12 protein-coding genes are annotated in these 12,627 nt (G+C 36.9%); 5 read left to right on the forward strand and 7 right to left on the reverse strand.

The window, feature by feature from the left end:
• Positions 1-25 precede the first annotated feature (25 nt).
• The 3 genes from ACNSTQ_RS06095 to ACNSTQ_RS06105 form a co-directional block, all read right to left on the reverse strand.
• The gene (locus ACNSTQ_RS06095) at positions 26-673 is read right to left on the reverse strand and encodes a hypothetical protein (protein ID WP_418198960.1); all 648 of its coding nucleotides are present in this window, start codon (positions 671-673) and stop codon (positions 26-28) included.
• Between the two features lie 101 nt (positions 674-774).
• Entirely contained in the window at positions 775-1,605 is an 831-nt protein-coding gene (locus ACNSTQ_RS06100; RefSeq protein WP_418198961.1) for an ABC transporter permease subunit, read from the reverse strand.
• Entirely contained in the window at positions 1,598-2,497 is a 900-nt protein-coding gene (locus ACNSTQ_RS06105; protein ID WP_418198962.1) for an ABC transporter ATP-binding protein, read from the reverse strand. Before ACNSTQ_RS06105 ends, ACNSTQ_RS06100 begins: the two co-directional genes overlap by 8 nt.
• A gap of 151 nt (positions 2,498-2,648) precedes the next feature.
• On the opposite strand from ACNSTQ_RS06105, the gene ACNSTQ_RS06110 reads away from it, so the two are divergent.
• Together ACNSTQ_RS06110 and ACNSTQ_RS06115 are read left to right on the forward strand one after the other, a co-directional pair.
• On the forward strand, positions 2,649-2,987 hold the full coding sequence (locus ACNSTQ_RS06110) for a DUF3221 domain-containing protein (RefSeq protein ID WP_418198963.1): 339 nt from the start codon (positions 2,649-2,651) through the stop codon (positions 2,985-2,987).
• 202 nt (positions 2,988-3,189) lie between these two features.
• The gene (locus ACNSTQ_RS06115; RefSeq protein WP_418198964.1) at positions 3,190-4,788 is read left to right on the forward strand and encodes an aspartate:alanine exchanger family transporter; all 1,599 of its coding nucleotides are present in this window, start codon (positions 3,190-3,192) and stop codon (positions 4,786-4,788) included.
• A gap of 52 nt (positions 4,789-4,840) precedes the next feature.
• On the opposite strand, the gene ACNSTQ_RS06120 is transcribed toward ACNSTQ_RS06115, so the two are convergent.
• On the reverse strand, positions 4,841-5,434 hold the full coding sequence (locus ACNSTQ_RS06120; RefSeq protein ID WP_418198965.1) for a cell wall hydrolase: 594 nt from the start codon (positions 5,432-5,434) through the stop codon (positions 4,841-4,843).
• Between the two features lie 566 nt (positions 5,435-6,000).
• Between ACNSTQ_RS06120 and ACNSTQ_RS06125 the strand changes: the two genes are divergently transcribed.
• Both ACNSTQ_RS06125 and ltrA read left to right on the forward strand, forming a co-directional pair.
• The gene (locus ACNSTQ_RS06125) at positions 6,001-7,071 is read left to right on the forward strand and encodes a D-alanyl-D-alanine carboxypeptidase family protein (RefSeq protein WP_418198966.1); all 1,071 of its coding nucleotides are present in this window, start codon (positions 6,001-6,003) and stop codon (positions 7,069-7,071) included.
• A 774-nt stretch (positions 7,072-7,845) separates the two neighbouring features.
• Positions 7,846-9,096, forward strand: a complete 1,251-nt coding sequence (gene ltrA / locus ACNSTQ_RS06130; protein WP_418198967.1) for a group II intron reverse transcriptase/maturase — start codon at positions 7,846-7,848, stop codon at positions 9,094-9,096.
• Positions 9,097-9,197: 101 nt separating this feature from the next.
• Here the strand turns inward: ltrA and ACNSTQ_RS06135 are convergent, their stop codons facing one another.
• The 3 genes from ACNSTQ_RS06135 to ACNSTQ_RS06145 form a co-directional block, all read right to left on the reverse strand.
• Positions 9,198-9,644: a hypothetical protein gene (locus ACNSTQ_RS06135; protein WP_418198968.1), complete on the reverse strand. Its 447-nt coding sequence runs from the start codon at positions 9,642-9,644 to the stop codon at positions 9,198-9,200.
• Positions 9,645-9,674: 30 nt separating this feature from the next.
• Complete coding sequence (locus ACNSTQ_RS06140; protein ID WP_418198969.1) at positions 9,675-10,685, reverse strand: sodium-dependent bicarbonate transport family permease; 1,011 nt, start codon at positions 10,683-10,685, stop codon at positions 9,675-9,677.
• 141 nt (positions 10,686-10,826) lie between these two features.
• The gene (locus ACNSTQ_RS06145) at positions 10,827-11,195 is read right to left on the reverse strand and encodes a DUF2294 domain-containing protein (RefSeq protein ID WP_418198970.1); all 369 of its coding nucleotides are present in this window, start codon (positions 11,193-11,195) and stop codon (positions 10,827-10,829) included.
• A gap of 535 nt (positions 11,196-11,730) precedes the next feature.
• On the opposite strand from ACNSTQ_RS06145, the gene ACNSTQ_RS06150 reads away from it, so the two are divergent.
• On the forward strand, positions 11,731-12,615 hold the full coding sequence (locus ACNSTQ_RS06150) for a diacylglycerol/lipid kinase family protein (protein ID WP_418198971.1): 885 nt from the start codon (positions 11,731-11,733) through the stop codon (positions 12,613-12,615).
• Positions 12,616-12,627 lie beyond the last annotated feature (12 nt).

The following is a 12,627-nucleotide window of genomic DNA, read 5'->3' on the forward strand; positions in this document are numbered from 1 at the left end:
AATCTATGCTTTTAGGATGGGCATATTATGTTTCTTCTTCAATAATAAGACCTTTATATTCAAATGGTTTCGGTTCGTAAGGGTTAATCTGTGCATTGGATATGCGAATTTTTGTCAATGATTTATAGCTTTCGATAATCAACTGTCTGAATTGAATAAGTAATTCTTCAAAATTAGACTCATCGTTTCGAATAAAGTTTACAAAACTTTTAGGCTCAAAAGATAAATAACCTAATTCATTTTCATGAATTCCCAACTGCTTCATTTCGGATTGAAACGTTTGTAACGTTTGTCGGACGTTTATAACGTGCTGACCGCTAACCGCTTGATCGAAAGAATAGAGGGCTTGGAGTGCTTGATTATACTTTGTAATTAAATTATCAGTATGTTTAACAATTTTTTGCTCATGTATGTCTAGATCATTTATGGCAGTAAGTAATTCTTGTTCACGATGATAAAAAGTCTTAAACTCTTTTTTTAAGTCATTGAGCTTTTCATAGTAACGGTCATAGGAATCTAAATAATTCTCAGAAGGTTGTTCACTGTTATTTTTCCCTTTTTCCACCGGAGCTAACGGTTCTATCTTACTAACATGTTGTGCACTCATTCGATTGACGTAGTTTGCACGAATTCGATTCGCACGTAAAGAAGAAACTCTTGTAATTCGGTTCATAATTCTCTCCCCCTCTATTCATTTTATCGAAATATTGGGGCAATCGTTGAAGCAAAAAAGAAAAAAATGAGAAAACTTAAGGAGCTGCGAGAGACAGCTCCTTAAATTTGTTGTTCCGATAAACGAAATCGATCATTCCATTTGGCAGCAAATTGTAAAAAGACGATGTTCATGAAGAGTAGCACGAAACCAATTATTATCAACATAATATTACTCAAAAACAGTAACCCCGTTAATTGACTGACGACTAGTGCAACAATCGGAAGAACAATGATACTGCCAAGCTGATATGCTTCTTGATATCCTTTTACTTTAGCTGAAATAATAATATTAAACAAAATGACTAGTAAACTTAGCAATGGTGTAATCCAAATGATTAGAATAACCCATCCCCACGTAGGGAAAATCATTTGGTCAAACAAAGGATAAGCAATGATATTTGTAACGATCCCATATAAGATGGATGTAAAAAAAGTAATAGTAACAGCAGGAATAAAGGCTGATAGTATTTTTCCAACAAAAATAGTCTTCATGGAGATTGGAGCAAAAAGCAAACTTTCTAACGTCTTTCGTTCTTTTTCACCGACAAAACTATTTGCAGAAATCACACTTGAAGCCATTACTGGGATAAGCATAAACATGGGTGTAAACCCATAGAGCATGAAAAAATATATAAGTTGATGGTTAAGAGTAGGGAGGACCTCTATTGACTCTTTCAATCCACCTTCAGGAAGGTCCTGAATAACGTTTACAATCATATCTGTGTTTCCAACCATGGATAAATCAAAAAATCTAGCCGTGATCAGTAAGGCGCTAGGAAGGACAACGCCCAAAATGAGTGGAACAATGAGCATCGGTAACCAAATTTGAATGTTTGACGTAATAGCTCTCATATCTTTAACGGCAATGGACCACATCGCTTTTTTATTCATGGTGATTACTCCTTCTAATTGTAAAGTATAGTGCTTCTAAATTATTGTTTAAAATTTCTGCAGAATACAGTTTTCCGCGATCTGTAATTTGTTTTAAGACGTTAGAAACAGTGTCAAGGTCTGGAAGGGAAAGTTTAATCCCATCGACTTCTTTAGTAATACTAATGTGTAAGTCTGTTAGCAAAGAAAGCGGGAAATCACCGGTAATCTTTAACTGAATTTCATGTAGATACTTTTCCTCTAATTCCTGTTTTGTACCTTCTTCAATTTTTTTACCTTCTTCAATAAAAATATAGCGGTCACATACGGTTTCCAGCTGCTCAAGGACGTGAGAGCAAATGACAATGGTCGTATTTTCCTCTTGGTTTAATTGTTTTAAATAGGAAAGAACGAGACGAATACCGTCAGGATCTAATCCGTTTGTAGGCTCATCTAGAAATAAAACTTTTGGATGGTGAAGTAAAACTTTTGCTAAACCGATCCGTTTTTTCATTCCTGTACTATACGTTCCAACTTTACGATCAATAAAAGGTTCTAAATGAAAAAGGTGAATTAATTTTTCTATCCTTTCTAGATCTACATTTAGATAGAGGGAAGCAAAAAAATTTAAGTTATCACGACCGGTCATCTCTTCATACAAACCGGCATTTTCTGTCATTGTCCCACAAAAGGACCGGACGTCATCACCATTTTCATTTGGCGAGAAGCCGTTAATTTGTATCACTCCACCATTCGTACCAATAATACCGTTCATTAAGCGGATCAATGTTGTCTTTCCAGAACCATTTGGACCAATCAGACCAACAATTTGTCCCTTCTTAATGTAAAAGCTTATATCTTCTATTACCTTGTGAGTTCCAAATGATTTATTAATTTGTTTAACTACAATCATTAGATTGTTCACCACCTGTGTTTTATTTAAAACTATGACGATCACAAAGTAAAAAACGTTCACGAAAGGTAAAATTTTTTCATTAACTTGTAACTTTGTATGAGCGAATACGTCAAATGTATTAAAGAAATCCACTGAAGGAGTGTTTTCCATGAAAAAGTTAGGAGCATTATTTCTCGTTTTCGTCTTTCTATTCGTCGGCTGTGGCCTGGGGGAAGAGACTAAACTTTCAGAGATGACAGGATTAATTGCAGAAAAACAAGAGAGTCAAATACTGGTCATTGAAAATATGACGAAAGATCAATTAGATCCACTTGATTTAGATGAGGTTCTTAATGAAGGATATGGAGCGATTTGGTTTGAAGTTGAGGAACAAGGGTTGTTGAACAACCTTCATGTGGGAGATAAAGTGTTGGTAGAATATGATATTGTTTTAGAATCATACCCCGGACAATCTAAAGCGATTAGTATTTCAAAAGTAGACAAATAATAAAGAGAAACCGCAAAAAATGGAGGCGTTAATCTTATCGATTTTCGTTTCTTTTTTATCCCTAAATAGGAATTGCAATTCTCCAGTTACCACTAAAACTTTTTTATGTGGTTCGAACAACTTCATGAAAAATTCATTCTTTTAGGACAGAGTATGATTAAGAGTTGGTTTAGCTTTATGATCATATTTGGAGGAAATCAAAATGACATTCGTCGCTGCATTGCTTCAAGAACCACTACTATTATTGTTTGTCATATTATTTTTAGGATCATGGTTCGGACAGTTAAGTATAAAAGGTTTGCGATTAGGAACAGCAGGAGTGCTTCTTGTAGCGATGGTATTTGGTCACTTTGGATATGAGGTGTCACAGGTTGTCCAAAGTTTTGGGCTTAGTTTATTTATTGTTGCTGTAGGTCTGCAAGCAGGACCACGTTTTTTTAGAATGATGCGTACAAATGGCTTGGTATTCGGTATAATCGCTTTACTGGTTGTCTTCGTTTCTGTTGTAACGACAATTATCGTATCAAAAGTATTTAATCTGTCACCAGCACTTAGTGTCGGGCTAATGACAGGTGCTTTAACAAGTACCCCGGGACTGGCAGCTGCTCTTCAAGCAACGAATGACCCACTTGCTTCAGTTGGGTACGGGATTGCCTATCCTTTTGGTGTTTTAGCTGTCGTATTATTTGTTCAGTTATTACCTAGATTAAGCAAAATTGATCTCGTTCAAGATTTAAATGAGGCTAATAATCCAGTTCGTAATAATGAATCACCAGAAGTCATGACAATAGAAGTCACTAATTCACAAATTAACAAAAAAACATTAAGTGAATTGAAGTTTCCAAAAGTTAGTTCTGTTGTGATTAGTCGTGTGATTCGTAACCAACGAACAATTATTGCGCTAAATGATACAGTTTTATTAATAGGAGATAAACTCGTTACGGTAGGAAAAAAAACAGACCTTGAGAAGTTCTGTCAACACGTAGGTAAAAAAGTAGATGTAGATCTTAATAATGCGGATAACATAAAACTTCGGAAAGTAATAGTCGCTTCGGATGAGATGATTGGGAAAAGTTTTAGGGAATTACGCTTACGTAGAGATTATGGAATCACTGTTACTCGTGTTGAGCGAAACGGGATTGAGCTTAACCAAAGTCCAAGAATGCGTTTAGAACGCGGAGACGTATTAACAATCGTAAGTAGTGAAGATCGATTAGATAATGTCGAGAAGCTATTCACTAGAAGAAAATTAACAGTTACAAACGTACATATCTTTTCTCTAAGTATTATTTTAATCCTCGGTATTTTAGTTGGGATGGTACCATTTTATCTGCCTGGTCTAGGTACGATTACACTAGGTGTTGCGGGTGGTCCGCTATTTGTTGCGTTGATTATCGGCCACTTTGGCAAGTTAGGACCAATACAAGCACGATATTATGAACCTGCTAATGCCGTCATACGGGATCTCGGGCTCGTCCTGTTTTTAGCGGGGGCTGGAACAACAGCGGGACAAGGCCTTGTAGAAGTCATTCAAACCGAAGGACTAAGACTTGTATTAGGGGGAACAGTGATTACATTAACCCCGATCATTTTAGGCTATTTTATTGCGAGAAGTTTATTTAAGCTAAGTGTTATTCATTCATTAGGTGCACTTTGCGGGGGAATGACAAGTACCCCTGGATTAGGTGCTGTAAATCAACTCATTGACTCTAATGACCCTGCGATAGCTTATGCAGCAGCCTATCCTTTTGCACTAATATTCGTAGCGATTGCATCTCAGTTAATTATCTTTTTCTTATAATATGTAAAGGCGCATTGGAGAAGAAATTAATCCAATGCGCCTTTAAGATCGCTTATCTTGCAAATACGTGATTACCAATTGTAATTGTATGCTGACGAGTAGCGATCCAATGGTTTGTTGCGATACGTGGGTTATAGAAGAAAAGTGAACCAGAACCTTGTCCTCTGAATGCTAAAGCTTCATTAACCGCACGAATAGATTGAGCGTCAGCGGCTCGATTAATTCGACCGTTTTGTACCGGTGAAAATGCGTAATGTCCATTGGATACTTCGTTAATTACACCACGAACAGTATTAGGGAATTCTTTATGATCTACACGGTTTAGTACAACAGTTGCAACTGCAACTTTCCCCGCATACGGCTCACCTTCAGCCTCAGCACGAACTAAACGTGCCATTAAATCTCTATCACTAGCTGATACACTAGCAGGGATCGATAACCTTTCCCCAGCAAAAATCATATTTGATGTTTTATTGTTTGCTCTTTTAATAGATGCTATAGGAACACCATAATGGTTTCCAATGGTCCATAAACTTTCTCCAGATCGTACGGTATGAGTTGAATTTGCATCTGCAGTTGATGTAAACCCAAATACTAACAAAGTTACAGTAACGATAAAACTAGATAACCAAATTTTCTTTTTCATGTTGTAATTCCTCCTCTTGTTCTAGCAAGCTCTCAACCTAGGCTAACAAGATTTAGAGTTGATTACCTTAGGAGATGTTTTCCAATTAATAGAGAAGGTTCAAAAAACCTTTATGGGACAAGTGTTTGAGAGGTATATTACGAATCTATTACTAATTGTGTAATAGTCTCTAAGATTTCAGAAAAAAAAGAGAAACGAAAACATTAAAAGTACAATAAATTCTTTTATTTAAAGAGCTCGATCAGATTGTGAGATATTGTGAAAATCGTAAAAATGGAAAGATGTTACATCGATTTCACTCTTTTTTATGCTACATTGAAGTAGTCGTGGAACAACAAATGGTCAACTTAGTAAATGAAGAACGTGCTAGAGTTGGTTTGCCTGCTTTAAAGGTAAATACTTCGTGCAAATGTTTAAGGGGTAATTATAGTAGTTAGTAAAATAGTTTAGAAGGCTGACAATTATAGGTCAGTCTTCTTTCTGTTGTAATCAAAGTGTCATCATAAATTAACACAAAAATCACTATTTTTTTACTATACTATAATTTAGGTAAAAGGAGGGAAAGCATGTTAAGGAAAATTGGTGGTGTGTTGATCTTATATTTATCTTTATACTTAATTGGAAATGGAACAGTTAACGCTTCTGTAAAAGTTGATTTTTCGGAAGATCTTTTTAGTGAAGCTGTTATATTAATAGATGGAAAATCTGGAAAAGTACTTTATGAAAAAAACAGTGAGCAGCGAATGTATCCTGCTAGCATTACAAAAATTATTACAGGCATCCTAGCCATAGAGGAAGCTAATTTATCTGATACCGTTACTGTAAGTAAAAATGCACGTGAAGTGATTGGTACCCGTGTATACCTTTTAGAAGGAGAAGAAGTTGAGCTAAAAAAGCTCGTTCAAGGACTTTTAATCAGTTCAGGAAATGATGCGGGGTTAGCCATAGCTGAACACATTTCAGAAGATGAAAAGAATTTTGCTCGAAAAATGAATCAATTTGTGCGTAATAAGGTCGGAGTGGAAAACACGAATTTCACTAACCCGCATGGCTTATTCGATGAAGAGCATTACACGACGGCATATGATATGGCGAAGATTGCAAAATATGCGATGAACAATGATATGTTCCGAGAAATTGTCAGCACGAAAGAGTTGTCGTGGATCGGTGAGGGATGGGAAACAACGATTTATAACCATAACCGAATGCTATGGAACTACGAAGGAGCTACTGGTATTAAAAATGGTTATGTTCAAAAATCCGGTTACACGTTAGTTACTTCTGTTCAGCAAGGAGAAACTGAATTAATCGCAGTGACGTTGAATGCACCATCATCTAAACATGCGTATCGTGATATGTACCGTTTATTTGATTATGGATTTGACAACTTTGAAACTAAGCATATTGTGAAAAATCAAGTGTTTGAAGATCCTTTTGGAAGTAAATATATGTTAGCTGATGATTTGTACGTCACGACGAAAAAAGACGAGGCACTCTTTTTAGATGTGAGTATTTATGGATATTTAAAAGTGGTAGGAAAAAATAATCAATTAGTTGGGATTCGTGGGTTGCAAAGAATGGAAGAACAATATGCGAAAAGATCTCCCCGGTTTTTAGCAAGTATCGATCGCTGGTGAGTTCTAAAAATCTTGAAGAGCGCAAAAAGACTTGAGGTACAAAATCTCAAGTCTTTTGTGCGCTTGGCAGCGCTCGAGCTAATGGGTGAAAGTCCCTAACACGTCGAAGTGGCGAAAGTGTATAGCTGACAGGTAGTGCATGGCTGTGAAGTAATGTGCGGAGGACTTGAAGGCAAATCTCGGAACAGGCGACTAAACCATGTTCGCTGGCAGAATCGGATAACCCTGCAAAAGGTGGGAAAGTCCAAAACCACAAACGGGTTCTGCAAGTTAGGAGGACTGGCTTCGAGAGAAAGTTCGATGACGTGACCCAAGGAGATCTCATCATCCCCAACCTTTGGTAAATTTCAAACAAGCTCGCGATGGGTAAGTTGAAACTATGGGTGGTGAGAAGTCAGAGCAGGGGATAGTAGTGAAAAAGCTCGTCTGAAAAGTCGCAAGGGCGAGTGACTTAACATATGTTGTTAAGACAAGCCCTTACCCAAAAGGAAGGGACTTGATGCGAAGCCTGTCTGTCCATGGAAGAAAAGTATATCTATCTGTTTAATCCCGCAATGTCCAAACAGAAGCTGGGGAGGTTACAGCCGTAGAACCAGGGTCGAATAGGAAGTAGACCGTTTGGGGCGGAGTACTTTAAGGGAAGTTCGGAAAATGCCAAGTGCTAGTCATCCGAACGGAACTAAGGGAAGGAACACGAGCATGAGCGAGAAGACAAATAAGAGAAGCTTTCGTGAGGGAGTAGGAACTTCACAAAAGAAAAAGTGGTACAGCCTAATGGATAAAGTATGGGCTATATCAAACTTGGAGGAAGCATTTAAAGAGGTAAAGAAAAATCGGGGCAGTGCTGGAATTGATGGAGTTTCTATTAAAACATTCGAGATAGAATTGGAGGATAATGTACAAATCCTTCACAAGGAATTGAAAGAAAAGAAATACACACCAAGACCTGTCAAGCGTGTTTACATTCCAAAACCCGATGGTTCTCAAAGACCTCTTGGCATACCTACCGTAAGAGACAGAGTTGTACAATCAGCTTTACGCAGAATTCTAGAACCAATTTATGAGGCTAAATTTCTTGATTGTAGCTTCGGATTTCGTCCAAACCGAAGCGCGCATATGGCATTAGAGAAAATACGAAGAGATCTACTAGACGGTTATGTATATGTCATTGATGCGGATTTACAAGCTTATTTTGACACGATCCCACACGAAAGGTTAATCTCATTAGTCAGAGAAGAAGTAGTAGACGGAAGCGTCATTCGTTTAATCGAAAGTTTTCTTCAAGCGGGTATAATGGATGGAGGTAGTTTTCAAATCAATGAAAAGGGAACTCCACAAGGTGGTGTCATTAGTCCAATACTTGCGAACATCTATTTACACCCACTTGATGAAATTATGACCGAACGGGGACATCGAATTTCTAGGTATGCGGATGACTTTGTCATATGTTGTAAATCACAAAAAGGAGCCGAAAGGGTCCTGAAGTCAGTGACAAGGTTACTTGAACAAGAACTTGGTCTATCTATTCACCCTAACAAAACTAAAATTGTCAATAACCTTGAGGAATCATTCCAATTCCTTGGACATGAATTTAAAGCTGGATACTGGGTTACTCCATCTGCGAAAGCATTAAAGAAGTTCAAGACTAAGGTAAAGGACATAACCAAAAGAAATCAGACAATCAATATTGAGAAGCTGGTTAAAGACAAACTTAACCCTTATCTAAGGGGATGGGGAAATTATTTTGGTCACTTTCATGTGAAGAGACTATTCACTAGAATAGATAGTTGGATACGAAGAAGGCTACGAGCGGTTCAATTAAGAAGTTGGCGAACCATCAAGAAACTCCACAGGGAACTCCGAAGGAGAAACTGGAAAGGCGAGCTACCTCGTTTTCGCATGAATAGATGGCGAAGTTCACTATCGCCAGCTGTACATGTCGCAATTCCGAATGAAAGGTTTCAAGAAATCCAACTTGTCTCACTTGTGAAAATATACAATGAACATCACCTCCAAAGGGGATAATCGTGGAGGAGCCGTATGCGATGACCCGCACGTACGGATCTGTGAGAGGCGCATGAATATATTCATGCGCCTACTCTATTTTGGTAAAGAAATTCAGCAGCCTATGCGGTTTCTTGGATGGTTTCACCTTCCCAAATTATTCCCTTCACTTCAACGCTTGCAGGCAATAAAGGATGTTTTTTCAAGTAATTAATACTTTTACGCAACATTTCAACTTCATCTTGCTCACTAAGCCAGTGACCAAAGTCAGTATTATGATGGTTTAACGTATAGTTAATCAAGTCAATAGCTTGCTGTTCAAGGTTTAATTCTGTCCATTCAGACTCATTGTAATTGGCACGCTGTTTTTTAGCGCTAACAAATATTACTTCTTTTGTTTCATGTTTATGAGTAGCCATTACGATGGTTCGAAGTAAAGAGTCATAAGGGTGAACGATATACGGTTGGTACCCGCTAATGATTGAAACTTCGTCTTCTTTTTTTTCTAGTGCATTTATAATATGAGGTATAGACTCATTACAATTACTAATGATTAAAGTGTTCTTCATAAGGTTCGCCTCCATTACAATGTTCTAAGTTTAGTATAACCACTGTGCAATTGAGTAAAAGATAGGGATACCTAAAGTTAAGTTAAATGGGAATGTAATCCCGAGTGCTAACCCTAAATAAATCGAAGGATTTGCATCTGGTACCGATGCGCTCATAGCTGCTGGTGCTGCAATATACGAGGCACTAGCTGCCAATACACCCATTAGTGTTGCTCCTCCAACTGATAATCCGCAAGCCATACCAACAAATACACCTAACACTCCATAAACGATCGGCATGATTAGAGCAAAAGAAAGTAATTTTAAGCCATGTTTACGAACAACGGCTAACCGCTGCCCAGCGATAAGACCCATATTCAATAGGAACAATGTCAGCATACTTGGATACAAATCAATAAATAGTGGTTGAATTAACGGTTTACCATCTAATCCAATGATCATTCCAATGACTAAACTTCCAGCTAGCAACAAAATACTTTTACCTAAGAAACATTCACGTAGTTGCTCTTTACTTAACTTAAACGAAAAGGCAGGTGCAACAATTCCAACTCTACGAACCGATGTCTCTTCAGTGTTTCGACCCTTTAAGAATTCAAGTAAGACAAGTGCTATTAAAATTGCAGGTATTTCCATTAATACAACCATCGCATTCATAAACGCTTCATAATTGATTGCTCGGTTTTCTAAGAAAGCTGCAGCTGCACCATAGGTGACGATACTTACAGATCCATAAGTCGCGGCTAAAGCGATTGCATTTTTTGTATCAAGCTTAACAATTTTTCTTAAGTAGATAAGAGTAAGGATCGGAGTAAGAGTACCTAAAAATATAGTACCTAGTATTGGCTTAGTAACTTCTGTAATTGAAAACTGTGAAAGTTCAATTCCGCCTTTTAAACCAATCGCAATTAATAAGTATAAGCTTAATGTTTCCCCAAGTGCTTTAGGAAATGTGAAATTGGAGCCAAGGGCAACCGCTACCATACCGAGGACAAAAAAGAGTACAGCCGGGTTTAGTAAATTCTCTATAACCATTTGTAACATTATGTTCTCCACTCCTTACTGTTTCATGATTTAGGGCAACCATTTAAACAGAAAAAGACCAGCCATGTAGAAATCATCATACAGGCTGGTCTATTATTTCCGTATCAATAGATATTGAAATAAATCTCCCAATATATTTAATTAATTTTCTAATTTGGCTTCTAAGTCTTCAGCCAAAGTAAAGACAATGACCCTCTCGCCACTTCTAGTGCTTATATCGGTATGGAAGCACCTTGCCTCTACACCCGTCATTTCGTGAATGAGCTTTTTTAGGTCCGCACTGCCTGTTTCGATCAGTTCTGATCGATTGCGTTTGACAGCTAGCATACCAGTTTCAGATCTTGTTAACGCTTGTTCAGCAGGTGTTAGAATACCTTTTAGTTGAATGATTAGTAGATTTCTTAGAATGTCGGTCTTAACTTGAACAGAACCTCTACCCAAATATTCTTTTTCCCATTGCGTTAATGTTTTGCTAATCTCAGATTCAAGAAGTCCTTTCTTCTTATTCATAGCACCCACCTCCATCTCTTAAGTATAGCAAAAATTGCGTAAAAAAACGGTATACTTCTTCATAAAAGAAATATACCGATTATTTCAAACCATTACTTATTTTTTACTTGTAGGTTCTCATTTCACCTCTGCGATATAGTCACAGCGATGCACTGCTAACCCTTTTATGTAAAATAAGCAAGTATTATAAACAATTCGGTAAAAAATTTTCAGTTAATTTCATTATAAAGTCAATGACGAAAAAGTGTCAATAAAAACTTTTTATGCCAAAATTTGCAGTGAAATTATAAAACTTTATGGTATCTTTATAATAGGTTGTTTTTAATATTGCGATTGAATATATAGTGAATTTTTAATAAGGTACAATTTATTAGCAAGGCTCTTTTATTTATAATACAAAGTTTATACGTATATACTGTAAAGTTTAGAATAAATAAGATTTATACGGAAAAAATGGAAGTAAAATCAGTATTATGTAAAAAGGTTGAACGTTTTTAGAGTTTGTTTAGTTTGGGAATGTCGGGAGCGTGACGTCATGTATGTATTTATTGTTAACCCTATTTCTGGAAACGGAAGAGGGGAAGTCGTTTGGAAGTCGATTGAAAACACATTAATTAATAAAAAGACAAAATTCAAGGCCCACCTGACCAGAGATAAAGCCCATGTAGCCGAGATTGTGAAATCATTAAACCCTGAAACAGTAACAGCAGTTGTTGTTGTTGGTGGAGATGGAACGGTACACGGTGTAGTGAACTCCATACAACACATGAAAATACCATTAGGAATCATTCCAGCTGGAACGGGTAATGACTATGCTCGTTCCATGTCTATTCCTAAGAACCATGACCTTGCACTCGAGCGGATTTTATCTGGTGAGAAGAAAAAAATTGATATATTACATATTGGAGAACGAATTTGTATGACGGTCATTGGCATTGGCTTTGATGGGAAGGTCGCACAGTTAGCCAATGAGTCAAAATCAAAAAAAATATTGAATAGTCTCGGACTTGGAAAATTTACCTACTTAATTATCGTATTACAATTATTATTTAAATATAAACCAACGGAAGTAACAATAGAGCTTGATGATGTCACATATAAATTTGAAAAAGTCTGGTTGATTGCTGTGGCAAATTTACCTTATTATGGTGGCGGGATGTACATTTGTCCACATGCGATAAGTGATGATGGAGCTTTTGATGTATGTATAGTGAATAACGTTTCAAAGTTTAAGATCCTGCAAATCTTTCCTAAAGTTTTTCAAGGGCAGCATATTAATCACCCCGCGGTCACTGTTTTAAAAGGGAAAAATATAAAGGTCATTTCTGATATTCCTGTTATTATTCATGGGGATGGTGAAATAATTGGGGAAACCCCTATTGAAGTTACTGTGAAAAAAGATGTTCTAGACATCGTATAAATATATAGAGTA

Source organism: Alkalihalobacterium sp. APHAB7, from assembly GCF_048323755.1.
Classification (GTDB): domain Bacteria; phylum Bacillota; class Bacilli; order Bacillales; family Bacillaceae_F; genus Alkalihalobacterium.

Bases quoted from the DNA above. Each gene is read 5' to 3' on its own strand.
- ACNSTQ_RS06095 (WP_418198960.1), bottom strand. From the start codon at position 673: ATGAACCGAATTACAAGAGTTTCTTCTTTACGTGCGAATCGAATTCGT.
- ACNSTQ_RS06100 (WP_418198961.1), bottom strand. From the start codon at position 1,605: ATGAATAAAAAAGCGATGTGGTCCATTGCCGTTAAAGATATGAGAGCT.
- ACNSTQ_RS06105 (WP_418198962.1), bottom strand. From the start codon at position 2,497: ATGATTGTAGTTAAACAAATTAATAAATCATTTGGAACTCACAAGGTA.
- ACNSTQ_RS06110 (WP_418198963.1), top strand. From the start codon at position 2,649: ATGAAAAAGTTAGGAGCATTATTTCTCGTTTTCGTCTTTCTATTCGTC.
- ACNSTQ_RS06115 (WP_418198964.1), top strand. From the start codon at position 3,190: ATGACATTCGTCGCTGCATTGCTTCAAGAACCACTACTATTATTGTTT.
- ACNSTQ_RS06120 (WP_418198965.1), bottom strand. From the start codon at position 5,434: ATGAAAAAGAAAATTTGGTTATCTAGTTTTATCGTTACTGTAACTTTG.
- ACNSTQ_RS06125 (WP_418198966.1), top strand. From the start codon at position 6,001: ATGTTAAGGAAAATTGGTGGTGTGTTGATCTTATATTTATCTTTATAC.
- ltrA (WP_418198967.1), top strand. From the start codon at position 7,846: ATGGATAAAGTATGGGCTATATCAAACTTGGAGGAAGCATTTAAAGAG.
- ACNSTQ_RS06135 (WP_418198968.1), bottom strand. From the start codon at position 9,644: ATGAAGAACACTTTAATCATTAGTAATTGTAATGAGTCTATACCTCAT.
- ACNSTQ_RS06140 (WP_418198969.1), bottom strand. From the start codon at position 10,685: ATGTTACAAATGGTTATAGAGAATTTACTAAACCCGGCTGTACTCTTT.
- ACNSTQ_RS06145 (WP_418198970.1), bottom strand. From the start codon at position 11,195: ATGAATAAGAAGAAAGGACTTCTTGAATCTGAGATTAGCAAAACATTA.
- ACNSTQ_RS06150 (WP_418198971.1), top strand. From the start codon at position 11,731: ATGTATGTATTTATTGTTAACCCTATTTCTGGAAACGGAAGAGGGGAA.